General features: G+C 64.1%; 28 protein-coding genes and 1 pseudogene. 11 read left to right on the top strand and 18 right to left on the bottom strand.

Annotated elements, in window-relative coordinates:
• Window positions 1–210: 210 nt before the first annotated feature.
• Together ACSQ3Z_RS36190 and galE are read left to right on the top strand one after the other, a co-directional pair.
• Entirely contained in the window at window positions 211–1,251 is a 1,041-nt protein-coding gene (locus ACSQ3Z_RS36190) for a UDP-glucuronic acid decarboxylase family protein (protein WP_436175848.1), read from the top strand.
• Window positions 1,248–2,234: a UDP-glucose 4-epimerase GalE gene (galE, locus tag ACSQ3Z_RS36185; protein WP_436175847.1), complete on the top strand. Its 987-nt coding sequence runs from the start codon at window positions 1,248–1,250 to the stop codon at window positions 2,232–2,234. The genes ACSQ3Z_RS36190 and galE overlap by 4 nt, the downstream gene beginning before the upstream one ends.
• Window positions 2,235–2,435: 201 nt before the next feature.
• Here galE and ACSQ3Z_RS36180 read toward each other — a convergent pair whose 3' ends face one another.
• Window positions 2,436–2,993: a DUF995 domain-containing protein gene (locus tag ACSQ3Z_RS36180; protein ID WP_436175846.1), complete on the bottom strand. Its 558-nt coding sequence runs from the start codon at window positions 2,991–2,993 to the stop codon at window positions 2,436–2,438.
• Window positions 2,994–3,449: 456 nt separating this feature from the next.
• Here ACSQ3Z_RS36180 and ACSQ3Z_RS36175 point away from each other — a divergent pair, with 456 nt between their 5' ends.
• Genes ACSQ3Z_RS36175 through ACSQ3Z_RS36165 form a run of 3 tightly spaced genes read left to right on the top strand, consistent with a single transcriptional unit; the run spans window position 3,450 to window position 6,447 of the window.
• A complete protein-coding gene (locus ACSQ3Z_RS36175) occupies window positions 3,450–4,370 on the top strand; it encodes a lysylphosphatidylglycerol synthase domain-containing protein (RefSeq protein WP_436175845.1) in 921 nt (306 codons plus the stop codon).
• Window positions 4,367–5,416, top strand: coding sequence for a glycosyltransferase family 2 protein (locus ACSQ3Z_RS36170; protein ID WP_436175844.1), 1,050 nt, complete (start codon window positions 4,367–4,369; stop codon window positions 5,414–5,416). Before ACSQ3Z_RS36175 ends, ACSQ3Z_RS36170 begins: the two co-directional genes overlap by 4 nt.
• A 29-nt stretch (window positions 5,417–5,445) precedes the next feature.
• Window positions 5,446–6,447, top strand: coding sequence for an NAD-dependent epimerase/dehydratase family protein (locus ACSQ3Z_RS36165; RefSeq protein ID WP_436175843.1), 1,002 nt, complete (start codon window positions 5,446–5,448; stop codon window positions 6,445–6,447).
• Between the two features lie 53 nt (window positions 6,448–6,500).
• On the opposite strand, the gene ACSQ3Z_RS36160 is transcribed toward ACSQ3Z_RS36165, so the two are convergent.
• On the bottom strand, window positions 6,501–6,917 hold the full coding sequence (locus ACSQ3Z_RS36160) for a hypothetical protein (RefSeq protein ID WP_436175842.1): 417 nt from the start codon (window positions 6,915–6,917) through the stop codon (window positions 6,501–6,503).
• A gap of 336 nt (window positions 6,918–7,253) precedes the next feature.
• Complete coding sequence (locus tag ACSQ3Z_RS36155; protein ID WP_436175841.1) at window positions 7,254–9,134, bottom strand: glycosyltransferase family 2 protein; 1,881 nt, start codon at window positions 9,132–9,134, stop codon at window positions 7,254–7,256.
• Between the two features lie 617 nt (window positions 9,135–9,751).
• Between ACSQ3Z_RS36155 and ACSQ3Z_RS36150 the strand changes: the two genes are divergently transcribed.
• Both ACSQ3Z_RS36150 and ACSQ3Z_RS36145 read left to right on the top strand, forming a co-directional pair.
• Window positions 9,752–10,681 carry a glycoside hydrolase family 26 protein gene (locus ACSQ3Z_RS36150; protein WP_436175840.1) on the top strand — a complete coding sequence of 310 codons (930 nt, stop codon included), beginning with the start codon at window positions 9,752–9,754 and terminating at the stop codon, window positions 10,679–10,681.
• A gap of 131 nt (window positions 10,682–10,812) precedes the next feature.
• Window positions 10,813–11,316, top strand: coding sequence for a DUF995 domain-containing protein (locus ACSQ3Z_RS36145; RefSeq protein ID WP_436175839.1), 504 nt, complete (start codon window positions 10,813–10,815; stop codon window positions 11,314–11,316).
• 26 nt (window positions 11,317–11,342) lie between these two features.
• On the opposite strand, the gene ACSQ3Z_RS36140 is transcribed toward ACSQ3Z_RS36145, so the two are convergent.
• The 8 genes from ACSQ3Z_RS36140 to ACSQ3Z_RS36105 all read right to left on the bottom strand — a co-directional run bounded on the left by ACSQ3Z_RS36140 (window position 11,343) and on the right by ACSQ3Z_RS36105 (window position 16,912).
• On the bottom strand, window positions 11,343–12,557 hold the full coding sequence (locus ACSQ3Z_RS36140) for an MFS transporter (RefSeq protein WP_436175838.1): 1,215 nt from the start codon (window positions 12,555–12,557) through the stop codon (window positions 11,343–11,345).
• Window positions 12,554–13,954 (bottom strand): NAD(P)-binding protein, encoded by a 1,401-nt coding sequence (locus ACSQ3Z_RS36135; protein WP_436175837.1) that lies wholly within the window; start codon window positions 13,952–13,954, stop codon window positions 12,554–12,556. The genes ACSQ3Z_RS36140 and ACSQ3Z_RS36135 overlap by 4 nt, the downstream gene beginning before the upstream one ends.
• A 48-nt stretch (window positions 13,955–14,002) precedes the next feature.
• The gene (locus ACSQ3Z_RS36130) at window positions 14,003–14,323 is read right to left on the bottom strand and encodes an ArsR/SmtB family transcription factor (RefSeq protein ID WP_436175836.1); all 321 of its coding nucleotides are present in this window, start codon (window positions 14,321–14,323) and stop codon (window positions 14,003–14,005) included.
• Between the two features lie 67 nt (window positions 14,324–14,390).
• Entirely contained in the window at window positions 14,391–14,813 is a 423-nt protein-coding gene (gene arsC, locus ACSQ3Z_RS36125; protein WP_436175835.1) for an arsenate reductase (glutaredoxin), read from the bottom strand.
• Entirely contained in the window at window positions 14,810–15,499 is a 690-nt protein-coding gene (locus tag ACSQ3Z_RS36120; protein WP_436175834.1) for an aquaporin, read from the bottom strand. The genes arsC and ACSQ3Z_RS36120 overlap by 4 nt, the downstream gene beginning before the upstream one ends.
• A gap of 2 nt (window positions 15,500–15,501) precedes the next feature.
• Complete coding sequence (locus tag ACSQ3Z_RS36115; protein ID WP_436175833.1) at window positions 15,502–16,011, bottom strand: arsenate reductase ArsC; 510 nt, start codon at window positions 16,009–16,011, stop codon at window positions 15,502–15,504.
• 93 nt (window positions 16,012–16,104) lie between these two features.
• On the bottom strand, window positions 16,105–16,437 hold the full coding sequence (locus ACSQ3Z_RS36110) for an ArsR/SmtB family transcription factor (RefSeq protein ID WP_436175832.1): 333 nt from the start codon (window positions 16,435–16,437) through the stop codon (window positions 16,105–16,107).
• A 106-nt stretch (window positions 16,438–16,543) separates the two neighbouring features.
• Complete coding sequence (locus tag ACSQ3Z_RS36105) at window positions 16,544–16,912, bottom strand: antibiotic biosynthesis monooxygenase family protein (protein WP_436175831.1); 369 nt, start codon at window positions 16,910–16,912, stop codon at window positions 16,544–16,546.
• Window positions 16,913–17,009: 97 nt separating this feature from the next.
• On the opposite strand from ACSQ3Z_RS36105, the gene ACSQ3Z_RS36100 reads away from it, so the two are divergent.
• Together ACSQ3Z_RS36100 and ACSQ3Z_RS36095 are read left to right on the top strand one after the other, a co-directional pair.
• Window positions 17,010–17,486, top strand: coding sequence for a MarR family winged helix-turn-helix transcriptional regulator (locus ACSQ3Z_RS36100; protein WP_436175830.1), 477 nt, complete (start codon window positions 17,010–17,012; stop codon window positions 17,484–17,486).
• 20 nt (window positions 17,487–17,506) lie between these two features.
• Complete coding sequence (locus ACSQ3Z_RS36095; RefSeq protein ID WP_436175829.1) at window positions 17,507–18,007, top strand: cytochrome b; 501 nt, start codon at window positions 17,507–17,509, stop codon at window positions 18,005–18,007.
• A gap of 44 nt (window positions 18,008–18,051) precedes the next feature.
• On the opposite strand, the gene ACSQ3Z_RS36090 is transcribed toward ACSQ3Z_RS36095, so the two are convergent.
• From ACSQ3Z_RS36090 to ACSQ3Z_RS36070, 5 genes are all read right to left on the bottom strand, one after another.
• Entirely contained in the window at window positions 18,052–18,948 is an 897-nt protein-coding gene (locus tag ACSQ3Z_RS36090) for an aminoglycoside phosphotransferase family protein (RefSeq protein ID WP_436175828.1), read from the bottom strand.
• Window positions 18,949–19,002: 54 nt separating this feature from the next.
• On the bottom strand, window positions 19,003–19,830 hold the full coding sequence (locus tag ACSQ3Z_RS36085) for a carbohydrate ABC transporter permease (RefSeq protein WP_436175899.1): 828 nt from the start codon (window positions 19,828–19,830) through the stop codon (window positions 19,003–19,005).
• A gap of 14 nt (window positions 19,831–19,844) precedes the next feature.
• Entirely contained in the window at window positions 19,845–20,780 is a 936-nt protein-coding gene (locus ACSQ3Z_RS36080) for a carbohydrate ABC transporter permease (RefSeq protein ID WP_436175898.1), read from the bottom strand.
• The gene (locus ACSQ3Z_RS36075) at window positions 20,780–22,048 is read right to left on the bottom strand and encodes an ABC transporter substrate-binding protein (protein WP_436175827.1); all 1,269 of its coding nucleotides are present in this window, start codon (window positions 22,046–22,048) and stop codon (window positions 20,780–20,782) included. Before ACSQ3Z_RS36075 ends, ACSQ3Z_RS36080 begins: the two co-directional genes overlap by 1 nt.
• Window positions 22,049–22,205: 157 nt before the next feature.
• The gene (locus ACSQ3Z_RS36070; protein WP_436175826.1) at window positions 22,206–23,036 is read right to left on the bottom strand and encodes an AraC family transcriptional regulator; all 831 of its coding nucleotides are present in this window, start codon (window positions 23,034–23,036) and stop codon (window positions 22,206–22,208) included.
• A 103-nt stretch (window positions 23,037–23,139) separates the two neighbouring features.
• On the opposite strand from ACSQ3Z_RS36070, the gene ACSQ3Z_RS36065 reads away from it, so the two are divergent.
• Both ACSQ3Z_RS36065 and ACSQ3Z_RS36060 read left to right on the top strand, forming a co-directional pair.
• Complete coding sequence (locus ACSQ3Z_RS36065) at window positions 23,140–24,315, top strand: amidohydrolase (protein WP_436175825.1); 1,176 nt, start codon at window positions 23,140–23,142, stop codon at window positions 24,313–24,315.
• A 99-nt stretch (window positions 24,316–24,414) separates the two neighbouring features.
• The gene (locus ACSQ3Z_RS36060; RefSeq protein ID WP_436175824.1) at window positions 24,415–25,581 is read left to right on the top strand and encodes a hypothetical protein; all 1,167 of its coding nucleotides are present in this window, start codon (window positions 24,415–24,417) and stop codon (window positions 25,579–25,581) included.
• 23 nt (window positions 25,582–25,604) lie between these two features.
• Here the strand turns inward: ACSQ3Z_RS36060 and ACSQ3Z_RS36055 are convergent, their stop codons facing one another.
• Entirely contained in the window at window positions 25,605–25,910 is a 306-nt protein-coding gene (locus ACSQ3Z_RS36055) for an addiction module antidote protein (protein WP_436175823.1), read from the bottom strand.
• Between the two features lie 2 nt (window positions 25,911–25,912).
• Window positions 25,913–26,199 (bottom strand): annotated as a pseudogene (locus tag ACSQ3Z_RS36050) (type II toxin-antitoxin system RelE/ParE family toxin).
• Window positions 26,200–26,206 lie beyond the last annotated feature (7 nt).

Genomic DNA, 26,206 nt, shown 5'->3' with positions numbered 1-26,206 from the left:
CCAGACGCGTGGTCGCGATTCAGGGGTATTGAATGCTGAGCGGCAGCCAATAAGCCGTACGGCACGATCTCCGCAACCTCAGACTATTTACGCACATCACTGATGGCGATTCCGCGCGAGCGGAGGTTTTCGCCACGTTCTTGGGACGTGGCCGGGCGAAGCTTTGTCCCGGCCTCGGGGGTAGCGTTTGCGGCGCGTAAGGGGGATGCCATGAGTAAGGTAATCAAGGTTCTGAAGCCCAGTATGGGAACCGGCCGACGGGGCGGCAGTTTCAATCGCGGCCGCGCCCTGGTCGCCGGAGGCGCAGGATTTCTGGGCTCGCATCTGTGCGAGCGGCTGCTGCGCGATGGCTACGAGGTCATCGCGGTGGACAATTTCCACACCGGCAAGCGATACAATCTCAACGTGCTGCAGCGCGATCCGGGCTTCCTGTGCATCGAGCATGACATCATCGATACGCTGCCGCTCGACCTCCCGGTCGACGAAATCTACAACCTCGCCTGCCCGGCTTCGCCGCCCCATTACCAGGCAGACCCGATCCACACGTTCAAGACGAGCGTGCTCGGCTCGCTGAACCTCCTGGAGCTCGCCCGGCGACACAACGCCAAGATATTCCAGGCTTCCACCTCCGAGGTCTATGGCGACCCGCTGGTGCATCCGCAGCCCGAGGGCTATTTCGGCAACGTCAACACGCACGGCCCGCGATCCTGCTACGACGAAGGCAAGCGCTCGGCCGAGACCCTGTTCTTCGACTATTCGCGAACCTACGGCATCGATGTGCGCGTCGCGCGCATCTTCAACACCTATGGCCGCCGCATGCAGCCCGACGACGGCCGCGTGGTGTCGAACTTCATCGTCCAGGCATTGCGCGGCGAGGACCTGACCGTCTACGGGAGCGGCCTGCAGACGCGATCGTTCTGCTATGCGGACGATCTGATCGAAGGCTTCATCCGGCTGATGAATGCCCCCAGTGCGCCCGCGCATCCGGTCAATCTCGGCAATCCGGTCGAATTCACCGTCATGGAGCTGGCCAGGCTGGTCATCGACTACACGAATTCCCGCTCGAGGATCGTGCACCGGCCACTGCCGGTCGACGATCCCAGGCAGCGCAAGCCCGACATTTCCTTCGCCAGGCAGCATCTCGGCTGGGAGCCGCAGGTCAGCCTGAGCCAGGGCCTGGCGCACACGGTGGAGTATTTCGACGCCCTGCTCTACGGCAGCCGGCCGGTCAAAGAGGCCGCAATGTCATGACACGCCGCCCCATATTGGTGACCGGTGGGGCCGGCTTCATCGGCAGCCATACTTGCAAGCTGCTATCGGCTGCCGGCTACCTGCCCGTTGTCTACGACGATCTCAGCCGCGGCAATGAGAAATCCGTCGCCTGGGGCCCGCTCGTCGTCGGCGATATCCGCGACGGGGAGGCACTGCGCGAGGCGATCGCGACCTACCGGCCGAAGGCGATCATCCACTTCGCGGCGCTCGCCTATGTCGGCGAGTCGGTCCGCGAGCCGGCCGAATATTATTCGACCAATGTGGCCGGCACCATCGCCGTGCTCGATGCGGCGCGCGCGGGCTCCATTGCGGACGTCATCTTCTCGAGCAGCTGCGCAACCTATGGCGTGCCCGAAGCATTGCCGGTGCGCGAGACATCGTCGCAAAATCCGATCAGCCCCTACGGCCGGACCAAGCTGATGGGCGAGCAGATCATCGGCGATTACGCGGCGGCCTACGGGATGAAATACGCGATCCTGCGCTATTTCAACGCCTGCGGCGCAGACCCCGACGGCGAACTCGGCGAGTGGCACACGCCCGAGACCCATCTCGTTCCCAGGGTGCTGATGGCCGCATCCGGGATGATCGACGAGATCGAGGTCTTCGGCACAGACTACGACACGTCGGACGGCACCTGCGTGCGCGACTACATCCATGTCAGCGATCTCGCCCGCGCCCATCTCAAGGCGCTGATGCATCTCGAGGCCGGCGGCGAAAACCTGTCGGTCAATCTCGGCACCGGCCGGGGCGTGTCGATCAAGGAGATCCTGCAGGCGGTCAGCCGCATGACCTCGAAATCGGTTCCGGCCGTCTACAGGACCAGACGCCCCGGCGATCCGGCCGAGCTCTATGCCGACCCGGTCAACGCACGCGTACATCTGGGCTTTGTGCCGGAACTTTCCGACATCGACACGATCGTCAGGACGGCCGCGCCCTTCTTCGGGCTGGAGGCAGTCCAATGATGTCACTGCAATGGTTTTTCCCGGTGCTTGCCACGGCCTTGTGGGCCGCATGGCACGTGAAATGCGCCGGTCGGAAATACCAGCCCGCAAGGCTGGTTGTCGCCCCTGTTTGTAGCTTGTCGGGGCGTGGGCTCGCTGGGCTGGAGTGAGGGCTTTAGGCTCAGCGAGCCTGCTTGATCCAATGCCTTGTTCCTGCCGGGGCTAGCTCTTGGAATCGACCAGTTTGCGGGTCTCTTCGAACTGCGCGCCCTTGGTGTCGCCTGACTCGAATTTCTTGTACTCGTCGGCCGCATCTTCCGGAGAGTGCTTGAAGCTGTACCAATCCCCATCCGGGTCCTTGCGTTGCTCGATGTTGCCGCCGTTGATGCGGTGGCTGTAGCAGGTGCGGCCCACCTTGGCGGTATAAGTCTTGGACCGCCAGGCGACCTCCATGCACATCTTGCCGGTTTTGGTGACCAGCCACCTGCCTTCGGCGATGGAAGCCTGGTCCTGTCCGGACGTCCAGGCCTGAAGACGCCTGTTGTCCTTGGCGAAGTAGGCCGCGCCGTTCTTCCAGATCCAGGTGCGGTCCTGGTAAAGAACTTGCAGCTCATAGGCGGACGGAACAGTGGCCGAGGCATCTGCCTCCGTAGGCGCTTTGTCCTTGGCTGCCGCATTCGCGGTTCCGAGAAGCGCAATCTGACAGCAGATGGCCAGGAGGGGCGCAAGGGATGCGGCAAGGCGACGAGGTTGCGCCCCAGATCCCCTTTTGGTTGTCATGGCCAGCGATCGCATTTCGGTATTCGCTTCTCAATGGTGCGGGGTTGGCCGAATATTTCCTGGAAGAGCCCGGGGATTGCAAGGCACTGCCGATACTACCTGCACGCTATTAATCGTCGCGCGAAGAACGATGTCAACCTTTCCGGAAGGCCGGTTGCGGATGTGGCGAGCTCTCGTGACAGACTGCAAAATCAAGGATTTGCGGTGCATGCCTATACTGCCGACGCCCCGTCGGCATGACCCATATCCGTCGACGACCAAGTTGGTGGATTCGCGCAGTCTGGTGATCTATAAGACCGCCACACTTCAACGCGGCCGAAAACGTCGAGGCTCATGGCTGCTTCCGCGGATCTGCCCGCGCACTCAACAAACGAGCAGTGCGGGGTACGGGTGCAGCAAAACAATGGGTCCGGCGCCGCCGAGCACAATAGGCCCGCGCAAGCGGCGGAGAATTGGTTGAAAAGAATAGTCTCGATTGTCGTGACGCTGGCGCTGCTGGCCTGGCTCGCCAGCGACTCGCGCTGGAAGATGGTCGGCGATGCCTTCGCCAGTATCACACCCGGCGCATTCGCGGCTGTCGCGCTGGCGCTGTTCGTCACCTATGTGCTGCGGGCGCTGCGCGTCTGCGACGAGTTCCGCGACGAGGTGAACGGCCGTTTCGGCGCCTGCCTGCGCGTCATCCTGATCCACAATGCGATGATCAATGTCGTGCCCTTCCGCGGCGGCGAGACCGCCTTTCCGCTGCTGTTGCGGCAGGTCTTCGGCATACCGCTCATGCGCGCCAGCGCCTCGCTGCTGTGGTTCAGGCTGCAGGACGCCTTCGTCGTTGGCGTGCTCGCCTGCCTGGTGTGGCCGGGCCTCTATCCCGCGCTGAGGGCGGCGGGGATCGCGGCGCTGATCGCGGCCGCCTGGTATCTGCCGCGATGGGCGCGCGCGCCGCATGACTGGGCGGCGCGCGGCAGGATCGTTGCGAAGTTCGGCATGCTGCGCGACATTTTCACCGAGGCGACTGGACGGTCGCGCTACGGCTGGTGGTGGACGGTCGCCAACTGGGCGCTGAAGCTTGCCGTGCAGGGTTGGCTGTTGGCCATGCTGCTGGGCACGTCTCTCCAGACCGCCTTTCCCGGGGCCGTCGGCGCCGAGGCCGCAGCCATTCTGCCAGTCCAAGGCGTCGCCGGTTTCGGCACCTATGAGGCGGGAGCGGCGGCTGCGCTGCTCTATTCCGGCATTGCCATCAAGAGTGGCCTGCAGGCAGCGCTGGCACTGCATCTGTTCATCTTCTGCTCGGCCATCGCGACGGGCGCGATCGCCTGGCTGTTTCCCTCGAAATCGACCGTGCCGGGAGCCGTCGGCTCTGCAAGGAAGTCATCGCCATGAACCTATTGCCCATCCCTGCTTCGGGACTGCCCGAGGGCGCGGTCATGCCGGAGCACACGCTGTCGATCGTCGTTCCCATGTACAACGAGGCCGAAAACGTCGAGCCGCTGCTGGCGCGGATACACCAGGCGATGGAACATTACGACCGGCCGTGGGAGGTCGTGCTGGTCGACGACGGCAGCACCGACGCGACGGTGAGCGAGATCAGGCGCCTGGCGGCGCATTACGGCCCGCATGTGCACCCGGTCGAGCTGATGCGCAACTACAAGCAGACGGCGGCGATGCAGGCCGGCATGGACGCGGCGCGCGGCGACGTCATCGCCACGATCGACGGCGACCTGCAGAATGACCCCTTCGACATCCCGCGCATGGTCTACCGGCTGCTGACCGAGGACCTCGACCTGGTGGTCGGCTGGCGCAAGGATCGCCAGGAAGGGCTTTTGATGCGCAGGCTGCCTTCGCGCATCGCCAACTCGCTGATCGCGCGCGTCACCGGCGTGCGTCTCAAGGACTATGGCTGCAGCCTCAAGGTCTATCGCGGCAACGTCATCCGCAGCGTCAAGCTCTATGGCGAGATGCACCGCTTCATCCCGGCCTGGCTCGCCACGGTGACGACGCCGCGGCGCATCGCGCAGGAAGTGGTGACGCACCACGCCCGCATCCACGGCCAGTCCAAATACGGCATTTCGCGCACCTTCAGGGTCGTGCTCGATCTGGTCTTCATGTATTTCTTCATGCGCTATCGCACCCGGCCCGGGCATTTCTTCGGCGGCATCGGCATCGTGCTGGGCGCGCTGGGCTCGCTGATCCTTGCCTATCTGTTCGGTCTGAAGCTGTTTTTCGGCCAGGACATCGGAACCCGCCCGATGCTGTTCACCGGCTTCTTCCTGCTCATCGCCGGGGTGCAAATGGTGACGTCGGGCGTGCTGGCGGAAATGCTGGCGCGCGTCTATCACGAGGCGAACGGGTCATCGGCCTATATCGCGCGTCCGCAACCGGCGCCCGGTGAAAATGAAGGCGACGGCTGGTATCGCCCCAGCCGGTGACCTGATCGCAAAGCTCTCTGGGGGGTTCTATGTCCATAGTTGTGACCGGTGCCGCGGGCTTCATCGGCAGTCATGTCTGCCAGCGGCTTCTGGACCGCGGCGACGAGGTCGTCGGCGTCGACAACATGAACGCCTATTACGATCCGGCGCTGAAGGTGGCGAGGCTCGCCCGGCTTGCCGGCAGGCCGGGATTTTCGTTCCACGAGCTGGACATTGCCGAACCGGGCGCCCTGGCCGCGGTGCTGGGCAAGCGGCCGGTCCGCAAGATCGTGCATCTGGCGGCGCAAGCGGGCGTGCGCTATTCGCTCGAAAATCCGCGCGCCTATATCCACGCCAACATCGCCGGCCATCTGGAAATTCTCGAGCTCTGCCGGGCATCACCTGATATCGAGCACCTCGTCTATGCGTCGTCGAGCTCGGTCTATGGCGGCAACACCAAGGTGCCGTTTTCGGAGAGTGACCGCGTCGACGACCCGGTGTCGATCTACGCCGCCACCAAGAAGGCCGACGAGCTGATGAGCTCGACCTATTCGCATCTGTTCGGCCTGCCGCAGACCGGCCTGCGCTTTTTCACCGTCTACGGCCCGTGGGGTCGGCCCGACATGGCGAGTTGGATCTTCACCGAGGCGATGCTTGCGGGCAAACCGATCCGCGTCTTCAACAACGGCGAGATGTGGCGCGACTTCACCTTCATCGACGACATCGTCGACGGCGTCGTCGCCGTGCTCGACAAGCCGCCGACAGACGGCGCTGGGCACGCCAATGGCGGCCCCAGGCACGCCCTCTACAATATCGGCAACAGCCAGCCGGTCCATCTCGGTCGCTTCATCGACACGCTGGAAAGCCTGCTCGGCGTCAAGGCGATACGCCACAACGAGCCCATGCAGGCCGGCGAGGTTGAAAAGACCTATGCCGACACCAGCGCGCTGGAGCGGGATTTCGGCTTCAAGCCGAAGGTGTCGGTCGAGGAAGGTTTGCGGAAATTCGTCGACTGGTATCGCCAGGAATGGCGGCCGGAGGGCAAGAGGTAGCGGGCAGAGCCTGCGCCAACCTCTTGCCCCCGGCTCGCGCCCCCGGCTGAAGATCAGTAACGTGAACGGCAGCTCGAGCGCTGGCCGAAGCCGCTCGGGCCACAGATCCAGGGTGAGCGGCCCAGGAGCGGGCCGCTGCTGCCCAGACTGTAGGAAGCCTTCAGCGCTTTCGGCTTGCCGATGCGCTGCGGCCGGACAAAGGCCGCATAGGCCCGTTCGCTCGTGCGCGTCACGCTGGTCATCCGCGTCACCGGCTTGCGGTAAAGGACCTTCTTCTTGACGGGATGGACCTTCTTGACGCTATCGATCTTTTTGCCGAACCCTTGGTCCACGGTCCGCCCGCTGATCGAGCCGGTCTTGGTCGTGTCCGTGGTCTGGCAGCCTGACACCATCGTGACCAACGCGATGGCAGCAAAAGCATAGGTATATTTTCTGCCCGTATTGGCCAGACTTTCCATAAACTTGTTCATCGCCTGTCCCCTGCCCCGGAAGTTAACTCGGTGGTGCGCGGCGGACATACTTTGTATTCGTTGTTTTCCGCGCCTCGCGAAATGGCCATTTGCCACTCGCATCGTGCCCGCATATTAGGGGAGACTTGTTAAAATTCGTGCAAACAGCATGATGAACACAGTCTTTCGCCGTTCGTTCGGATATGATGGAAAATTCAATCGGTCGGATCGAGATGCGGGCGGAGCGACCCCTCGTCATGCGACACGTCGACAGACGACGCATCGTGCCGGCCGCGAACGGCGGCCGGTGCTCAGGCTGGCAGGATCGAAGCTGCTGTTGCCGGATCTAGGCCACGCTCAGCGCAGCGTTTCCCAGCCCGGATCGAGGTAGAAATTGCGGGTTCCGATGTTGCCCTGGCCGGCGCCGGAAACCGGATAGGCCACCCTGACGATGCGCAGGCTGCCGGCGCCCTGCTGCAGCCCGTAGACACCTTCCAGGCCACGATCGTAAAAGCCCACGGCCGGCACGGTCAGGGCCAGCACGGCGAGCGACGCCTGCAAGGCAAATTTGGCGGCATTGGCGCGCAACGGGATCTTGTTCTCGATGACGTGCCTGACGACGATGACCACCACCAGAAGCCCGTAGAGGAAGGCGTTGAAGGCGGCGAACCAATAGAAGCCGGTGGCATCGAAGGGGTGGTCGACGAGCAGGACGGGCAGCGCCGCGCCGATCGCCAGCGCCACGTAGGGAACAAAGACACGGACCGGCAGAAGATGCTTGGGACCGTTGCCCTTGGGCGTGACGCGGAAATCCACGAACGACTTGGTCAGATAGTCGCGCAGCGACGACAGCGTGCCGGCCAGCACCCACGGCCAGCGCGCGAAGAACAGGAACAGCGTGCCTTCCCAACTGATCGTCTTGGCCGTGATCGGACGCGACACGCCGAACGCCTTCAGCATCATCACCAGGCCGACCAGGGCGACCGCATTCGGCACATAGTAGAACAGGAAGTCGAGATACATGACGTTGGCGAAGTTGCGCCCGGTGGACAGCGCGTACATCGGCATGACGTACATCAGCAACGCAAAGACGGCGAACAGCGGATACCAGAGCTGGCAAAACAGGAACTGGAACCTCAGCCGCGGCGACAGCTTGTGCAGGTAGCTCGGCGAGTATTCGAGCAGGATCGTCATCAGGCTGCGCGACCACTGGAATTCCTGGGTGACGAGGTCGGCGAAGGTCTGCGGCCCGTCGCCATGCGCGATGGCGTCGAGCGCGTGCACGCCGCGCCATCCGGCCGCGTTGATCAGCATCGAGGTGGAGTGATCCTCGGCCAGTTCCGGACCGAGACCGCCCGCCTGCTTCAGCGCCTTGGTCCGCACCGCATAGTGCGAGCCGATGCAGAGCGGCGCCCCGCCGCCGGTATGGCCGGACTGCAAGGGGCCGTGGAACATCCCTTCCGGAAACAGCCGGCCGCGCGCCGCCCAGCTTTTGTCGGCATTGTTGTCGCAGATGCTGGGCGCCGAGACGTAGCCGACCGCCGGATCGGCGAAGGGATAGAGGATCTCCCTGAGATAGGTCGGCGTCGGCACATGGTCGGCGTCCATCTGGGCGACGAAGTCGTAACGCTCATAGCCATAGTGGTCGTAGAAGAACGCCAGATTGCCTTCCTTGCAGCGAGTCCGGCGCGGCCATGTCTTGCGGTGGTAGTCTTGCCTGCCGCGTCGCGTCGAAATCATCACGCCGCGGGCGTCGCACCAGGCGACCGTCTCCTCGGAGGGGTCCTCGTCGGCCAGCCAGGTGTCATGCGGATAGTCCTGCGCAAGCATCGCTTCCAGCGTGCGCGCGACCACGGCGAAGGGCTCGGACGGGGCCTTGGTCACCACCATGGCGACCCGCGAACGCTTCGGGATGCTGTAGAGCTTGGATGGTTTTCTCGATGCGTACACGTTGAGGAGGAAGTACATCGGCATCAAGGTCAGCCAGCCCAGCACGAGCGTCGCAAAGGTAAATGGCCCGATGTGTTCGATATGGTCCGGCTGCAGCCACCAGATCCAGAAAAAGCCGAGGCTGAGAAACCAGAAAGCCAGGCCGAGCCGCAGGATCCGTTGCTGGACGCGAGACAGGACAGGGACCAGGAAAGGACCCTTCTGCGCCGCGACGGCACGCTCGGTCGCCGGCCGGCCAGCCGACCTCGTTTTGCCGCCGACAACGCCGGCGCGCGCAGAAACACTCATACAACTACCCGCCGCCAGTTTGGACAGCCGCTAAGCAGCGCCCGACCAATCAATCCCCGTCGACAGAATCAGCTTGCCCTAATGGAGAGTCAACAAAATTAAGTGTCCGTTAACCATGCTTCTTGAGAACTGGTTAACCTAACGCCTTGAATTGGAGAGGTTTTGGGACGCCGTCACCGACCGCCGGCCTGGATTCCCGAGCTGCGGAAATCACCTGGCCGGAATTCCGGCACGGCAATTTTCTCGTTCACAAAGCAAGGCCTGGGAGCGGTGGCGTTAACCATCCCGCAGGCAACAAGGTTAAGTAAACGTTAATGGCGCTTGACTCTCGGACGGCATAGGCTCTTATATTAGAATTGGGATAATGTATCGGAATGTTGGCGCGAATTTGTGAGTATCGCGGCGAACTTTCTCTTCGGGGGCATCCATTGTACCGGGCACCTAGAGAGTTCATTTTGATGGACGGCGCTTGCGCATGGCACACCGGTCCACAGTCGCTCTGAAATCCCACAGATCACGCCGATAGGCCCGATGGATTGGGTTTGTCGTATCGATGCTGTCGATACGATGTGGCGAAGCTTCAAGGTCCGCTGGACGTTGAAGCTAGGAGGTTGGGTATGAAATACTCCACAGCAACTGCATTTGTGTCAGCACTCATCCTTGGGGGAAGCCTTGCCTTCCCGGTGGCCGCGGGCTCACCGGAGGCCGCGGGCGCCGGGACGGACCCGATGAAGACGAGTAGTGCTGCGTCGTCTTTCGGCTCCTATGACCCCTATGGCGACTTCAGCGCCGACAAGAGCGCCAGCATCGAGGAGTTGTTCCTGCCTTGGGAGGACGTCGATCTGGCAACCCTTCCGCTGGCCGACGCCTATGCGCTGCAGCGCGGCCGTTCGCTCCTGATCACCATCGAGCCGTGGACCTGGTCGAAGGACTGGCGCATCACCCCGCCGCAACTGCGCGACGGCATATTGAGCGGCAAGTATGACGCCAACATGCATGCGATCTGCAGCCTGGTGGGACAGATGAAGAGTCCGGTGACCATTCGCTGGGCGCAGGAAATGGAAGACACGAACGGCCGCTTCACCTGGGCCAATTGGACGCCGAAGGACTGGATCGCCGCTTACCAGCGCGAAGTCGATGTCTGCCGCAAGGTCGCGCCCGCGGCAAAATACATGTGGTCGCCCAAGGGCGTGGAAGGCCTGGAGAAATACTATCCGGGCGACAACTATGTCGACGTGGTCGGCCTGTCGGTGTTCGGCCTGCAGAAGAAGGACAATGACGAGGCCGGTCGCGACCGCACCTTCGCCGAATCACTGAAGCCCGGCTACGACCGCGTCGCGGGTTTCAACAAGCCGATCGTGGTGGCGGAACTCGGCTATGTCGGCAAGCAGGACTACGTCACGAAGTGGCAGGAAGACTCCCGCAAGTCCTATGCGGAGTTCCCGGCGCTGACTTCGGTCGTCTACTTCAACCAGAAGGAAGTGTGGCCGTGGCTGGGTGGCTATGGTCTGCCCGACTGGAGGGTGACCCAGCACGTCCTGCCCTAGACCTATCATGCTGATCCATCCCGATGCGATCGGGATGGATCTCCATCTTTTTGTTTAAACGTGATCGATCCCGCACTACGGTTCGGGATGACGGTCGAGGCGTGTCGTAAATCAGCGTGTGGAGTAGTTCCGTGAAACGAATACTGGTAAATTGCCTCGGAGCGGCGCTGGCCTGCTCCGTTCCTGTTCTTGCCTTCCAGGTCCCGGCGGTAGCCAAACCGGCGACGAAAATCGCCGAAAAGGCGCAAAAGGCCGCCGTCGTTCCCGACGCGGGCGTCTACCAGATCTATCAGAACCATTCGTGGCTGTGGGGCAATCACGGCGCTGCGTTCTTTGCCGTGAAGCAGCGGCAGTTCAACGCCTGGTCGACGGAAGGCGGCAAGCCGAGCTTTGGCGATGGCATGTGGTTCCTCCCCGGCAGCGGCAAGCTCTGCTTCCGGGCGAAATGGCATGGGTCCTGGGGGGCGAAGGGCTCGATGACCTGCTTCGAGCACCGCCAGGCCGGCAAGGTGATCTACCAGCGCAGGTCTCCGAACGGCGAGTGGTACGAATTCAGAAGCGCCCGCGGCAAATCGGACGTTAAATATGGCGACCGCGTCAGCCGGAAGCTAAAACGCATCAAGGCGCGGCTGTAGCGGCGCGGGACTGCCGGCAGTGTTGGCTACCCCAGTTGCAGCAGAATGCCCCTGTTGCGGCCCAATAACCAGCGCAGGCCGCATGCCAGCACGACATTGAACAGGGCAAAGGCGCCAAGTACGGCAAGCGTACCTTGCGCGCCCGTCCATTGCATCAGCACCGCGCCCATCGACGGCGCGGCCGCCTGGGCGATCAGACTCGGCATGGCGAGGCGGCCCATCAATTTCGCGTAGCCCGACGGACCGAACAAAGCGAGCGGCAAGGTGCCGCGCGCGATCGATTCAAGGCCAATGCCGGCGCCGTAGAAGCCGAGCGCCACTGGCACGGCCGGCATGCCGGTCCACAGCGCCAAGACGCCGATGGCGACAAAACTCGCCGAGGCAAGCTTGGTCCAGATCGGATGATGGTAGCGCGCGATCATCATCTCGATGGCGCGCGCCGTCACTTGGAACGGGCCGACCAAGGCTCCGAGCCCGACGGCGACGGCAAGCGCCAGGCCGCCGGCTTGCAAAATCGACAACAGGTGAACCGAGAGCGTCGAGGAAATCACCGCTGCAAGCGTGATGGTGGTGGCGAGCAAAGCCACGACCGGGAAGGATGGATTGCCTGCCGGAGCGGCTGAGGCGTTTCGATCCATATCGGATACGGCGCTGCGTTGCGGCGCCCGACGTGGAAGCAGCGTGAGATAAAGCGGCAGAGCGATGAGGAGCTGTACCGCGGCATAGGCAAGGCAGGCGCCGCGCCAGCCGATCTCTGCCATCAGGAAGGCGGAAATCGGCCAGCAGACGGTGCTGGCGAAGCCGCCGAACAGGGTCAGCGTCGTGATGGCGGAACGCGCGCTGTGGCCATACAAGCGACCAAGCGTCGCGAAGGCCGCGTCGTAGAGCCCTGCCCCCATGCCGAGCCCGATCACCAGCCAGGCGGCGATAAAGGCGGCAAGCGAAGGTGCCGCCGCCAGGCCGATCTGGCCGGCGCCGATGCAGACGGCGCTGAAAGCGAGCACATTGCGGCCGCCATGACGCTCGATCGAGGAGCCGACACGCGGCGAGATCAAGCCGGCGACCAGAAGCCCGAGTGACAGGCCGCCAACCACCCAGGCCAGCGACCAACCGGTCTCTGCGGCCACCTTCGGCGCAATGACCGCCGGCAGGTAGTAGGAAGAGCCCCACGCCATGATCTGCGTCAGCCCGAGCGCGGTGATGATCGTGCCGCGGCTGCGCATGCCCGACGGAATGCTCATGCGGCGACGCCGCAGCCGCAGCCACTCTTGCCGGCGGCCTTCGCCTCGACATCGGCGACGCAGCACGCATCCGCCTCTTGTGGCGCCGGGCCACCGCAGCAGCCCGTTGACGCCGCATCGATTTTCGACACCTGCAGAGAACCCGGCACCACGCAGACGCCGGTCTCGGGCAGGACCAGTCGCACCGTATCGGCGGACGCGATGTCGCCCGCCAATGCGGCCGCGACCGAGCGGACCTGTTCGTAGCCGGTCAGCAGCAGGAAAGTCGGCGCCCGGCCATAGCTCTTGATGCCGACCGTGTAGAAACCTGCCTCGGGATGGCTGAGTTCGCGGTGTCCGTGCGGAGGCACGTCGCCGCAGGAATGCTCGTTGGGATCGATGAGCGGCCCCAAGGCCTTGACGCTTTCCAGCCACGGATCGAGATCGAGCCGAAGCTCCCTTGTCAGCGTGAGGTCGGGCCGTTGCCCGGTGGCGGCGATGATGCGATCGACCGGGCCGATCCGCTGCAAGCCGTCTTCTGTCTCGCCCTCGACGATCAGGCGACCGTTCTCGTCGCGAATGGCCACCGTGGCAAAACCAGTGACCAGCGTGACGCGGCCGCTTTCGGCAAGTTCGCGCGCATCAGCGCCAAGCTCGCCACGCGCCGGCAACTGGTCGGCATCGCCGCCGCCATAGATGCGCACCAGGTCGGTGCCGCGAGCCGTCCAGATGGACGCCGTCCCAGGTTCGGCATCCGCCAGCCTGGCAAGATCGAGCAGGGCATTGGCCGCCGAATGGCCGGAACCAGCGACCAGCGTGGTGCGGCCGGCGTAAACGCTGCGGTCGCGACCGAGAATATCGGGAATGCCGTAAGCGATGCGATCGGCGAATTCCATCTCGCCCTCGGCCGCGAGGCCGCCGGCACCGAGCGGGTTCGGTGACTGCCATGTGCCCGAAGCATCGATGACGGCGCGGGCACCGTCACGCCTGGTGCCCTTGGCGGTTTCGACCACCAGCATGAAGGGCCGCGTCTCGCGCCCCCTGCTCCGCACTTTGTCGGCGCCCCAGCGCGAGATGCCGACAATTCGTGCGCCGGTTTCGATCACCGGCGCCATCTGCGGGAGTTTGGCGAGCGGATCGAGATAGAGATCGACAAGCTCGTTGGCGGTGGGAAACGCCTCGGGATCGGGCATGTTCCAGCCATGCTCTTCCAGCAGTTCCCTCGCCGCCCGATCGACACAAAAGCGCCAGGGCGTAAAAATCCTGACATGGCCCCAATCGCGAAGGTTGGTGGCAACGTCGCCGCCGGCCTCGTACAGCTTCACTGGCAGGCCCTGGCGAAGCAGATGGACGGCTGCCGCCAGGCCGACAGGACCGGCACCGATGACTGCTACCGGGAGATCGCTATGCTTGTTCATTTCGCCACCTTCTATAATTCCGGGATTATCGAAATATAAGGCAAAAAATTATGCCGCGGCTTCTCCCGCGGCGGGATTTCTGGCGGCATCGGCGCAACATTCGTCGGCGAGGAAGCCGATCAGATCCCGCATGATTGGATAGTTGGCGCGGCAGATCAGCGTCGTCGCCTGCCGCTCCTGCGTAACCAGACCGGTCAGGATGAGCCGGTGCAAATGATGTGACAGCGTCGAGGCGGCGATGCCCAGACTTTCCTGCAGAGTGCCGACCGGCCTGCCCGCCTCGCCGGCCCGCACCAGGATGCGGTAGAGTTTCAACCGCGTCGGGTTGCCCAGCGCTTCCAGCTGTTTTGCTGCTTGTTCGAGTTTCATGGAAATATCCGTACGCCCAGACTCAGCCAGTCGTCAACTTAATTTCGAAAAAACTCGAAATAAGCTCTCAGACAACCCGCTTGCCGTCGGCGCCGATCACCACTTCGCCGTCTTCCTTGGTGAAGGGGCCGATATCTGGGTTTGGCAGAATGTCGAGAACGGCTTCCGACGGCCGCCCAAGCAGGGTGCCGAGCGGTGTGACGACGATCGGCCGGTTGATCAGGATCGGATGCGCCAGCATGAAATCGAGGATCTCGTCGTCGCTCCATTTGGGATTGCCGAGATCGAGTTCGGCATAGGGCGTGCCCTTCTCGCGCAGCAGCTGGCGCGGTGTCATTCCCATGGCGGCGATCAGTTCGATGAGCTTTTCACGCGACGGCGGGTTCTTCAGATATTCGATCACTTCCGGCTCCTCGCCGGACTGCCTGATGATCGCCAAGGTATTTCGCGAGGTGCCGCAATCGGGGTTGTGGTAGATGGTAATGGTCATTCTGCGGGTCTCATCTCTGGCAAGGGTTTTGGTTTGGCAAGCAGCCAGCCGGCGAGCGCCATTGCCAGCAGCGCGCCGACAAGCTCGGCGACGATGAAGGCCGGGACATCGAGCGGCCTGATGCCGGCAAAAGTGTTGGAGAAGGCGCGCGCGATGGCGACCGCCGGATTGGCGAAGGAGGTCGAAGCGGTGAACCAGTAGGCTGCGGTGATGTAGAGACCGACCAGCCACGGGATCGACTCCGGACGGGCGCGCAGGCCGGCGAGGATGGTGAAGACCAGGCCGAAACTTGCGACCAGTTCGGCGATCCACTGCCCCGCGCCGCTTCGCACCGTGGCGGACAGTTCGACCAGAGGCAGGCCGAACATGGCGTGCGCGATCAGCGTGCCTGCAATGCCGCCCGCGATCTGGGCCAGGACATAGGCCAACGCCGCCCTGGTCTCGATTTCCCGCCTCAACCCAAACACCAGCGTCACCGCCGGGTTGAAATGGGCGCCGGAGACCGGCCCGAGAATGGTGATCAGCACCACCAGAATGGCGCCGGTCGGGATGGTGTTGCCAAGCAGGGCCAGCGCCACATCGTCGGTGAGCCGGTCAGCCATGATGCCCGAACCGATGACGGCGGCGACCAGCATCGCGGTGCCGAGGGCTTCGGCGACGAGACGGCGCGGAAGATCAAAGATCATGCTCAGCCGGCCCTTGGGAGATCACGGCCGATCTCATCCAGCCGCTTCTGCAAGGCCAATTTGTCGACGGTGCTCATCGGCAGGCTGACGAAGATCGAGATACGGTTGTTGAGCATGCGGTAGGCTTCGGCGAAGGCCAGATGCCTTTCCGCATCGGTGCCCTCGACTTCGGCCGGGTCGGGCACGCCCCAATGCGCGGTCATCGGCTGGCCCGGCCAGACCGGACAGGATTCATTGGCGGCGTTATCGCAGACGGTGAAGACGAAATTCATCTCTGGCGCACCGGGTACCGCAAATTCTTGCCAGTCCTTCGAACGGGCAAAGGAGGTGTCGTGGTTGAGCGTCTTCAAGAGCTGCAGCGTGAACGGATGGACCTCGCCCTTGGGATGCGACCCGGCGGAATAGGCCTTGAACCTGCCGGCGCCGACCCGGTTGAGGATCGCTTCGGCGAGGATCGAGCGCGCCGAATTGCCGGTGCAGAGAAACAAGACGTTGTAGATCTGATCGCTCATCAATTCCTCCCTATCTTCTTGTCCGACCACGAGCCTTTCCGAAAACCGGTTCCCACTTTTCGCTTACGCGGTCCTTCGGTTCGGGATCATGGTCTAGCATTTGCAGGTCACAGCCTGGATGATGGGCCGGCAGAGCTCCGGCGCGCCGTTGCAGCAATCCTCCATCAGGTAGGCGAGCAGGTCGCGAAAGCCGGTCATGTCGGCGATATAGCGGATGGTGCGGCCCTCACGCTCGGCACTGACCAGCCCGGCATGGTCGAGCACCTTCAGATGCGCCGACATGGTGTTCTGGACGATGTCGAGCCGCGAAGCGATGTCGCCGGCCGGCAAGCCGCCTGCCCCGGCGCGCACCAGCAGCCGGAAGACTTCGAGGCGCGTGTCCTGGCCAAGCGCTGCCAATGCGCGAAGAGCTGCTTCCTTGTCCATCCATTGCATCCATAAATCCGGATTTACGGATGCCTAGCGCGACCATATGACAACTGGATGACAGACGGGCGGGGAAACCGGTACCGCAGCAACTCGTCCGTTCTTGCTAGGCCACGCAGATGCCCGGCACCGCGACCTTCTGGAACAGATGCGGGGACGCGACCGCCGAGGACGGATAGGCGGAGATCTTGGCTCTGAACTGCGGATGCGTGAAGGCGGCGCGGAAGGCGGCGGTCGATTCCCACACGGCACAGTTCAGATAGGTGGGGCTCTCGCCGATCGCACGGTGAAGCTGGGTCGAGATGAAGCCCGGCTGCTGCTTCATGAAGGCAGCATCATCCTGCCAGACCTGGAGGAAGGTCTGCTCGTCGGCCTTGTCGAGCGTGAAAAGGTTGACCAGCACGACGGCGCTGGCGTCGATCGCGACCTGACGGTCGATGGGGAAGGCAGGATCCATTGGACGCATGTTAGTCATGATAAGGCTCCATCTAATTGGTGTTATGGTGTCACTCTGTTATGATGCATACATACCAACTTGACACTATGATGTCAAACACGATATAGGATGACAAATGAGCGAACCCCTTCGAACCCCGGCCGGTGACGCCTTGAACGATCTCGTTCTCGACCTGTTCAGGCTCAACAGCCGAATGCTCGCCGCCGGAGACAGGCTGGTCGCCGGCCTTGGCCTGACCAGCGCCCGCTGGCAGGTCCTCGGCGCCATCGTCATCGCCGAGCGGCCGCAGCCGGTCGCCTGGCTGGCGCGCGACCTCGGCGCCAACCGCCAGAACGTGCAGCGGATCGTCAACGACCTGCACAAGGAAGGGCTCGTCGCATTCGCGGCCAACCCGCATCACCAGCGGGCGCAACTCGTCGTTCTGACCGACGAGGGAAGACAGGCCTTCGACGCCGCCATGCGCTTGCAGGCTCCCTGGGTGAACAGGCTCGCCGACGGGCTCGTGGTCAAGGATCTCAACACCATGCACGCCGTGATCACGGCGCTGCGCCGGAAACTCGAAGGAGACATGGATGCGGAAGAGCAGAGCTGACCGCATACGGCACGGTAGCGGTGTCCATTCACTGGCTGAGCGCCATCCTGATCCTGGCCCTGCTCGGCTCCGGCTTCCGGGCCGCCAATGCGATGGATGCAGCTGTGAAGGCCGACCTCCTTCGTTTCCACATTCCCGTGGCGATCGTGGTCTTGCTGCTGACGGCATTCCGCATTGTCTGGTGGTGGCGCTTCGACCTGCGACCGCTTCCCGTCGGGGGATCGCCAGCCTGGCAGGAACGCATCGCACGCTTTGTGCATGTCGCTTTCTACATCATCATTCTCGGCATGGCCGCCAGCGGCATCGGCATGATGGTCCTGAGTGGTGCTGCCCCGGTGATCTTCGGCCAGAGCAGCGCGACGTTGCCGAACTTCACCGACTATCCGCCGCGCGCGCCGCATGGCTTAGGCGCCTTTGTGCTTGTGGCGCTGCTGGTGTTCCATGCCGGCGCGGCCCTCTACCACCAGCTCATTCGCCGCGATCGCCTGCTCCGGCGCATGTGGTATGGCGCGCAAGCCTGATCGCCGCGAAAGTTCTCATCCTGAGGTGACGACACCGTACCGGCCTATCGACGATCAACCCGCCGATGGTCGGCCAGCACTTCGTCGATGACGGCCCAGGATTTCGCCGCCTCGCGCTGGTTGCCGTCATGGCCGGAAGCTGTGATCAGGGCCTTCCACAGGGCCCAGCCGCGGCCGCGCGCCCAGGTTTCCGCGTCGAGGGCAAGCGCATCGCGGAAGGCCTGCCGGCTCTCCCCGGAAAACTCGATCCAGGCGATCGCCAGGTCGCAAGCAGGATCGCCGACGGCCGAGCTGCCGAAATCAATGACGCCGCAGAGTTTTCCGTCCTCGACGAGCAGATTGCCTGAAGCGACGTCGCCGTGGACCCAGACCGGCGGGCGCTGCCACCCGGAGCCAAGCGCGCTTGCCCAAACCTCTTGCGCGGTATCCGTGTCGATGCGCCCAGTCAGCGCCGACAGTGCTGTACGGGTCTCGGCATCGTAGACCGCAAGCCGGCCGCCGCGATGGAAATTGTGTTGTCCCGCCGGCGGGCCGCCAGTGGCATCGATGCGGTAGAGGGCGAGGAGCAAATCGGCCAGCGAGCGGGCGAACTGGGTGGGATCGGCAATCCCGCCATTCGCGGCCGGCCTGCCGCGCAGCCAGCCATAGACCGACCAGGGCCAGGGATAGCCCTGCCCCGGCGCACCCTTGGCCAGCGGCACAGGGATCGGCAGTGGTAAATGCGGCGCGAGCCGGGGCAGCCAGCGCTGCTCCTTCTCGACCTGCGCGACATAGGACGCGGCGCTCGGCAGGCGCACCGATTTGTCGTCGCCGAGACGGAAGGTGCGGTTGTCCCAGCCGCCCGGCTCGACCGGTTCCACCGGCAGGTCCGCCCAGTTCGGGAACTGCGCCGCAATAAGGCGGCGAACGAGGGTGACGTCTATTGGTGCGGTGAGATCCATTCACCTTTCTTCCTGTTCTTCAATCCTGGAAGGTGGCGCGATGGCTCGTCCACCTCACCCCTTCACCCCACCCGCGGTGAGGCCGGAGATGATCTTGCGCTGGAAGATCAGCACGAGGACGACAAGCGGCACGGTGACGATCACCGAAGCGGCCATGATGTTGCCCCAGGGGATCTCGAACTGCGAACTCCCGGACAGCAATGCAATCGCCACCGGCACGGTCCGCTGTTCGTTGCTGGAGGTGAAGGTGAGGGCGAAGAGGAATTCGTTCCAGGCGCCGATGAAAGCGAGCAGCCCGGTGGTGACCAGCGCCGGCCACATCAGCGGCAGGAAAACGCGGGTGATGATGATCCAGGGCGTCGCACCGTCGAGGATCGCCGCCTCCTCGATCTCGAGCGGCAGGTCGCGAACGAAGGCGGTGAGCACCCAGACGGTGAACGGCAAAGTGAAGATCATGTAGGAAAAGACCAGCGCCAAGGGCGAGTTGTAGAGGCCAAGCGTGCGGATCAGTTCGAACAGGCCGGCAAGCAGCGCCACTGGCGGGAACATGGAGACGGAGAGGATGGCGAACAGGAGAAGCGAACGGCCGCGGAAGCGGATGCGCGCCAGCGCGTAGGCGGCGGTGACACCGAGGAACAGCGAGATGACGACGACAGCGCCGGAGACGACCAGCGAATTCAGGAGATTGCGCGGGAAGGTCCCGTCGGTGAGGACGGTCCGGTAATTGGCGGCGCTGATCATCTTCGGCCAATAGTCGACCTCGAACAGCGCCGTCCCCGATTTCAGGCTGGTGACGACGGCGTAGTAGAACGGGAACACCGCGACAATGACGATGACCGCGACGAGCAGGTAGAAGGCGGCGCGGCTGACGATCCGCATGATCAATGGCCACATCATCAATAGTCCCTGTCGAGCCTGACCCGGCCGAGCCACAGCACGAGCATGGTCAGCAAGGCGAGGATGAGGAAGAGCAGCGACGAGGCGGCGGAGCCGTAGGCGAATTTGTCGAACTCGAACAGGTTCTCGCGGGCAAACACCGACATCGATTTGGTGTGCGCATTGTTCGGCGTCAGCACATAGATCAGGTCGAAGATGCGCAGCGCGTCGAGGCCGCGGAAGATCACCGCCACCATCAGCGCCGGCCGGATGAGCGGCAAGGTCACCTTCCAGAACACCCGCCAGGGGCTCACGCCATCGATCCGGGCGACCTCGTAGATCTCGCGCGGCAGCATCTGCAGCGCGGCGAGGATGAGAAGCGCCATGAACGGCGTCGTCTTCCAGATATCGACGATGAGGACGGCGACCATCGCCGTATCGGCGCTGGCGGTCCAGGCGATCTTGGTGCTGATCAGGCTGAGGTTGAGCAGCACGTCGTTGATGATGCCGAACTGGTCGTTGAGCATCCACTGCCACATCTTCGCCGAGACGATCGTCGGGATCGCCCAGGGGATGAGGACCGCCGCGCGCACGAAGCCGCGGCCCGGGAATTCGGCATTGAGCACCAGTGCGACGATCATGCCGAAGACGGTCTCGCAGGTCACCGAGATCAGGGCGAAGCGCACCGTGTTCCAGACGGCGCGCCACCAGGCAGGATCGACGAGCAGGCCGTCGTAAAGCACCCGGCCGCTCGGCATGCTGAGCACCGAGAAATAATTGGCAAAGCCAATCCAACGGCCGGCCTCGAGGTCGGTCAGCGAGGTGTCGGTGAAGCTGAAATAGATGGTGCGCAGAAGCGGCCAGCCGGCGACAGCGGCGAGCACGACGAGCATCGGCGCAAGGAACAGCCACGCCGAGCGCACGCGCTGGCGCATCAGCCGCGAGCGTGCCTGCATCACCAGGCGGCGCCCTTGAGCTTCGTCAGCGTTACTTCGAGATCGGCGAGGTTGTCGGCGGCCGTGCCTTCGCCGGAGAGCGTCTTGTGCACGGCGGTCCAGAACGCGTTGGACACTTCGTTGTACCTGACCTTGGCCTCATTCGAGGGACGCGGCACGGCGTTGAGGAAGACGTCCTTCCAGCGCGGGATGACCGGCTGCTCCCTGGCGATGTCGGCATCGTCGTAGAGCGCCTGGATGGTCGGCAGATAGGACGCCTTCAGCGCGCGGTACTTCTGCATTTCAGGTGAGGCGACCCATTTGACCAGCTCGATCGCTGCATCAGGGTTCTTCGAATATTTGGAGACGGCGAGGTTCCAGCCGCCGAGCGTCGCCGCAGAGCGGGCGCCCTCGCCCGACCCGGGCGGCAGCGTGGTCACGTCGAACTTGCCCTTGATGGGCGAGCCTTCGCTCTCGCCCAGCGAATAGGCGTAGGGCCAGTTGCGCATGAAGACCGCGTTGCCGGTCTGCCAGACGCCGCGCGACTCTTCCTCCTGGTAGGCGAGAACGCCCGGAGGCGCGATGGTGCCCACCCAGCCCTTGGCCATGTCGAGGGCGGCGGCCGCCTTCGGATTGTTGATCGAGACCGTGCCGTCCGGCTCGATGATCTGCCCGCCGCCGTTCGACATCACCCATTCGAGCGCGTCGCAGGTCAGCCCCTCATACGCGTTGCCCTGGAAGACGAAACCCCAAATGTCCTTGTGGCCGGCCTCCCGTTCCTTGTCCATGACCAGCTTGGCGGTGGCGGCAAGCTCGCTCCAGCTTCCCGGCAGCTTGGCGCCATACTTATCGAGCAGGTCCTTGCGGTAGTAGAGCGCCGGCGCGTCGGTGAATATCGGCAGCGCCACCAGCTTGCCGTTGACGGTCTGCGACTGGATTATCGACGGGAAATGGGCCGCAACGACATCCTTGGTCGCAGCGGTCAGGTCGACGAGCTGGCTGGCCAGTTGCGGCGCCCAGATGACGTCGGTCTGATAGACGTCGATGTCGCTGTTGTGGGCGGCGAGCCAGAGCCTGTATTGGCCGAACTGGTCCGTGGTCGAGGTCGGCATCGGAATGATGGTGACCTTGTTGCCGCTTTTCTTCTCGTACTGGTCGAGGATCCCGCGAAGCACTTTCAGGCCGTTGCCGGTGTCGCCCGAGACGATGGAGAGGTCGACGGCCCGAGCCGGGCTGGCAGCGAGCACAGCAGCAACGGCAAACGCAAGCAGTGCGTGAAAGAACTTCATGGCGGCGGGTCTCCTCCTCTGGCGGCCGGCGGAAACGGGCAGGCCATGCCTTACCGTGCCGGCTGCTCACCACGCGCCCCGCCCTCCCCGCATTGAACTGCCCAGATGCGTGTTGGGTTCCCTACATTGGCTGGTTCATTTTCGACTTGTGGTTGCCTTACGCGGCGGCGCGCCAGGCGCCCGGCGACAGGCCCTTGATGGTCTTGAACACTCTTGTGAGATGGCTCTGGTCGGCAAAGCCGGTCGCGACGGCGATTTCGGCAAGCGGCATGTCGGTCCGCATCAGTGCTGACGCGGCGCGGATGCGGCGGTCGCGCAGATATTGTCCCGGCGTCATGGCAGCAGTGCGGTGAAAATCCCGGATGACCTGGAAGCGGCTGACGCCGGCGGCGCTGGCCAGGCGCGCAAGGTCGAAGCCGGCGGCGAGATCGGACTCGATCAGCTGGCCATAGAGCCGGAAGCGCCTGACCGCCTCGCCGCCATCGGATGCATGAACGCTGCCCTTGCCGTCGCCGAAGCGGCTGACGAGCTCGCGCAGCACCACCAGCATCGCTGCTTCCTGCTCAAGCGCCTGCCCAGCCAGACAGTGCGCGCGCACGAAGGCCCGCGCCAGGTCGGGCGCCTGCAAAATCCCCTCGGCGAACATCGGCGATCCCCGCAGTCCAAGGTCGTCGGCAATCTCGCCGACCAGGGCGGCATCGGGATAGCAGGTGCGGTAGGCCCAGCCGGAGGCGCAGCCCTTTTCGCCGTCATGCGGCTCTTCCGGATTGACGGCGATGAACGAGCCCGCCGGCGCCAGATGGTTGCGGCGGCCAATCCTCAGCTTCTCGACGCCGGCGACGACGACACCGAAGACATAGGTCGGGTGGGTGTGCAGCGCATAGGCGTGGTCGCGGTAGCGGGCTGCGAGCATTTCGAGATCGCCGAGGCCGGCATGCCGCGTCAGCCGCGCGGCTTCGCGTTCTTTCTGTTCGCTGGCATCGCTCATGGTGCCCAGCCTTCTCGAAAGCACGCGACCCGTCAATCCCGTTCAAGACCGGAAGCCAGAGAGCCGGGTATCCAGGCGACACCGGACGACGCGGAGAGCGACAATGCAGGAGAACGACAGGGTAGCGGCGATCGTGCCGGAGGCGATCGGCTGGCGGCGGCACATCCATGCCAATCCGGAACTGGGCTTCGCCGAGCACGAGACGGTGGCCTTCGTCGTGGGAAAGCTCAGAGAATTCGGCCTTGCCGTTTATACCGATGTCAGCGCCACCGCTGTCGTCGCCACACTGACCAGAGGCACAAGCCGCCGGTCGATCGCGCTGCGCGCCGAGCTCGACGCCTTGCCGATCAAGGAAGCCGCCGGTGTCGATTATGCCTCGCGCAAGGAAGGCGTCATGCATGCCTGCGGCCATGACGGCCATATGGCGATGCTGCTCGGCGCCGCAAAGCTGCTTGCCGAGAGCGGCAGTTTCGACGGCACGGTGGTGTTCGTGTTCCAGCCGGCCGAGGAGGTGCTGGGCGGCGGCAAGAAGATGATCGAGGACGGGCTGCTCCGCCGCTTTCCGGTCGAACAGGTGTTTGCGGTCCACAACTGGCCGGGCTTTCCGGAAGGCCATGTCGGCGTGCGGGCCGGACCGCAGATGGCGGCGGTCGACAATTTCGAGATCGCCTTTCGCGGCAGCGGCTGCCACGCGGCGATGCCGCATCTGGGCGACGACCCGGTGCTGGCCGCGGCGAGCTTCGTCACGGCCATTCAGCGCCTGGTCAGCCGCAGTGTCGATCCGCTGTCGCCGGCCGTGCTGTCGGTGACGCAAATCCATGGCGGCCGCTTCAACAATTTCGTGCCAGGCGAGGTGAAGGTCGAGGGTACCTGCCGCTTCTACGACCAGGCTCTCTCCGATCATTGCGCCGCCGAGATCGAGCGCGTGGCCGAGGCCTGCGCGGCAATGCACCGGGCGAGCGCCGCGCTCACCTACAAGCGCGGCTATCCGCCGGTGGTGAATTCCCCTGGTGGCGCGGCGCTTGCGGCGCAAGCCGGCGCCGACACAGTCGGCGCGGATCGTGTCGTTACCGAGTTCCAGCCGAGCATGGGCTGTGAGGATTTTGCCTACTTGCTGCAAGGCGTTGGCGACGGCGCCTATGCCTGGATCGGCGCCGGCGATGTCGGCCCGGCCGAAGGATTGCATGGCGACCGCTTCGTCTTCAACGACGCCATCATCCCGATCGGCATCCGCTTCTTCCTCAACGTCGTCGAGCGCGCCCTGCCCCCTGGCGGATGACAATTTCGCAGGGTGGCTTGAACCGGCAAGCCCCGTTGCCAAGCGCCCGGATTTCGAGCAAGCCTCGCGGCCACCGTAACGATTGCGAACAGCCTGCCGATGCCGGTGCCCGATAACACCATACTCGTCACCGGGGCTCGCGCGCCGGTGGCGCTGCATCTGGCGCGGCTGCTGCACGGCGCCGGACGCCGCGTGATCCTCGCCGACACACCGGCCCACCCGATCGCCGCTGCCAGCACCGCCTGCGCGCGCTACCGCTGCCTGCCGCCGCCGCGCTTCGAGCCAGCGGCCTATGCCGAGGCGGTCGAGGCGCTGGTGCGGGCCGAAGGCGTCGAGCTGGTCATCCCGACCTGCGAGGAGGTGTTTTACCTCGCCCTAACCTGGCGCGAGCGTGCCATCCCTGCCCGCCTGTTCGCGCCAGGTATCGACCGGCTTGCCCAGGTGCATGACAAGCACGCCTTCATCCGCCTGGCCGAGAGCCTCGGCCTGGCCGTGCCGGAAACGACGCTGCTGCAATCGACCGCCGATCTGGAGGCGGTGCGCGGCCGCTCGCGCGAACTGGTGTTCAAGCCGGTCTGGTCGCGCTTCGCCAGCCAGGTGCTGCTTTGCCCCTCGCCCGGCGCGCTCGCGGCCGTCGGCCCGTCGCCCTCGGCGCCCTGGGTGGCGCAGCGTTTCGTGCCCGGCGACGAGATCAGCACCTATGCGGTGGCCCGTGACGGCGCCCTCAAGGCGTTCTCGCTCTACCGCTCGCTCTATCGCGCCGGCAAAGGCGCCGGCATCTATTTCGAGCCGGTCGAGGACCAAGCCGCGCGGCATCTGGTCGAGCGCATCGTCTCGGCTACCGGCTGGAGCGGGCAGATCTCCTTCGACCTGATGCGCGAGGCGGATGGCCGCGTGCTGCCGCTGGAGTGCAATCCGCGCGCCGTCAGCGGCCTGCATTTCTTCTGCGATCCGACGCGCTTCGCCGACGCCGTGCTCGGCGACGGCGCGGAAGTGAAGCCCGATGTCGCCGCGCCGCAGACAGTGCGGCTTGCCATGTGGATCTACGGCCTGCCGGCGGCGCTGCGGTCCGGTGGGCTTCTTGGCTTCCGCCAGGCGATGCGCGAGGCCGACGACCTGCTCGACTGGCCTGACGATCCCGCGCCGAAGAAGGCGCAGTGGCGGGCGCTGGCCGAGATCGCAGGCACGGCATGGCGCGAGCGCATCAGCCTGCAGGCCGCCTCGACCCGCGATATGGAATGGAACGGGCCGGATCAACCAAGCTGATCAAAGGGCTGCCATGAAGTCCTTCATGCCTTGATTGAATCGGGATTGGCGGGCTTCGCAGATAGTTGCAGCCCCAGCGCCTTGGTGACGCCTAGCAGCGTGCTGAGACGCGGATCACCCTTTTCGCTCAGCGCCTTGTAAAGCGCCTCCCGGGTAACGCCTGCTTCCTTGGCTACGGCCGTCATGCCGATAGAGCGGGCTACATCGCCGAGGGCGTGAGTGATGAGCGCAGGGTCACCATCCTCAAAAGCGGCCTCGATATAGGCCACACGATCTTCGGGCGTCTTCAGATGATCGAGAATATCGAAGCGGGTGGTTTCGAGTGGCATCGTCATATCTCCTTTGCCATCTGTTTCGCTTTGGTGATGTCGCGCTTCTGGGTGGACTTGTCGCCGCCGCAGAGAAGGATAATCACGGCGCTTCCGATCTTTACGAAGTAGAGCCGGTAGCCGGGGCCGTGATCGATGCGAAGTTCGCCGATGCCGTCGAAATACTTGGCGTCCCTGCGTTGCCGATCTCGACCCGACGGATGCGCGCAACAATGCGCATGCGTGCCGCCGTGTCACGAAGGCTGTCGAGCCATTTCCTGAACTCGTCGGCCTGCCGGACTTCGATCACCTGTGAA

Source organism: Mesorhizobium sp. LjNodule214 (assembly GCF_964252735.1).
Lineage (GTDB): Bacteria > Pseudomonadota > Alphaproteobacteria > Rhizobiales > Rhizobiaceae > Mesorhizobium.
This window is presented reverse-complemented; position numbering and strand designations above follow the sequence as displayed.

Coding starts and splice junctions, on each gene's coding strand:
- ACSQ3Z_RS36180 (WP_436175846.1), bottom strand. CDS start 2,993: ATGACAACCAAAAGGGGATCTGGGGCGCAACCTCGTCGCCTTGCCGCA.
- ACSQ3Z_RS36060 (WP_436175824.1), top strand. CDS start 24,415: ATGCCGGTGCCCGATAACACCATACTCGTCACCGGGGCTCGCGCGCCG.
- ACSQ3Z_RS36105 (WP_436175831.1), bottom strand. CDS start 16,912: ATGACTAACATGCGTCCAATGGATCCTGCCTTCCCCATCGACCGTCAG.
- ACSQ3Z_RS36075 (WP_436175827.1), bottom strand. CDS start 22,048: ATGAAGTTCTTTCACGCACTGCTTGCGTTTGCCGTTGCTGCTGTGCTC.
- ACSQ3Z_RS36140 (WP_436175838.1), bottom strand. CDS start 12,557: ATGAGCATTCCGTCGGGCATGCGCAGCCGCGGCACGATCATCACCGCG.
- ACSQ3Z_RS36110 (WP_436175832.1), bottom strand. CDS start 16,437: ATGGACAAGGAAGCAGCTCTTCGCGCATTGGCAGCGCTTGGCCAGGAC.
- ACSQ3Z_RS36080 (WP_436175898.1), bottom strand. CDS start 20,780: ATGCAGGCACGCTCGCGGCTGATGCGCCAGCGCGTGCGCTCGGCGTGG.
- ACSQ3Z_RS36055 (WP_436175823.1), bottom strand. CDS start 25,910: ATGCCACTCGAAACCACCCGCTTCGATATTCTCGATCATCTGAAGACG.
- ACSQ3Z_RS36150 (WP_436175840.1), top strand. CDS start 9,752: ATGAAATACTCCACAGCAACTGCATTTGTGTCAGCACTCATCCTTGGG.
- ACSQ3Z_RS36065 (WP_436175825.1), top strand. CDS start 23,140: ATGCAGGAGAACGACAGGGTAGCGGCGATCGTGCCGGAGGCGATCGGC.
- ACSQ3Z_RS36115 (WP_436175833.1), bottom strand. CDS start 16,011: ATGAGCGATCAGATCTACAACGTCTTGTTTCTCTGCACCGGCAATTCG.
- ACSQ3Z_RS36070 (WP_436175826.1), bottom strand. CDS start 23,036: ATGAGCGATGCCAGCGAACAGAAAGAACGCGAAGCCGCGCGGCTGACG.
- ACSQ3Z_RS36130 (WP_436175836.1), bottom strand. CDS start 14,323: ATGAAACTCGAACAAGCAGCAAAACAGCTGGAAGCGCTGGGCAACCCG.
- ACSQ3Z_RS36135 (WP_436175837.1), bottom strand. CDS start 13,954: ATGAACAAGCATAGCGATCTCCCGGTAGCAGTCATCGGTGCCGGTCCT.
- ACSQ3Z_RS36165 (WP_436175843.1), top strand. CDS start 5,446: ATGTCCATAGTTGTGACCGGTGCCGCGGGCTTCATCGGCAGTCATGTC.
- ACSQ3Z_RS36170 (WP_436175844.1), top strand. CDS start 4,367: ATGAACCTATTGCCCATCCCTGCTTCGGGACTGCCCGAGGGCGCGGTC.
- ACSQ3Z_RS36120 (WP_436175834.1), bottom strand. CDS start 15,499: ATGATCTTTGATCTTCCGCGCCGTCTCGTCGCCGAAGCCCTCGGCACC.
- galE (WP_436175847.1), top strand. CDS start 1,248: ATGACACGCCGCCCCATATTGGTGACCGGTGGGGCCGGCTTCATCGGC.
- ACSQ3Z_RS36090 (WP_436175828.1), bottom strand. CDS start 18,948: ATGGATCTCACCGCACCAATAGACGTCACCCTCGTTCGCCGCCTTATT.
- ACSQ3Z_RS36155 (WP_436175841.1), bottom strand. CDS start 9,134: ATGAGTGTTTCTGCGCGCGCCGGCGTTGTCGGCGGCAAAACGAGGTCG.
- arsC (WP_436175835.1), bottom strand. CDS start 14,813: ATGACCATTACCATCTACCACAACCCCGATTGCGGCACCTCGCGAAAT.
- ACSQ3Z_RS36160 (WP_436175842.1), bottom strand. CDS start 6,917: ATGAACAAGTTTATGGAAAGTCTGGCCAATACGGGCAGAAAATATACC.
- ACSQ3Z_RS36190 (WP_436175848.1), top strand. CDS start 211: ATGAGTAAGGTAATCAAGGTTCTGAAGCCCAGTATGGGAACCGGCCGA.
- ACSQ3Z_RS36100 (WP_436175830.1), top strand. CDS start 17,010: ATGAGCGAACCCCTTCGAACCCCGGCCGGTGACGCCTTGAACGATCTC.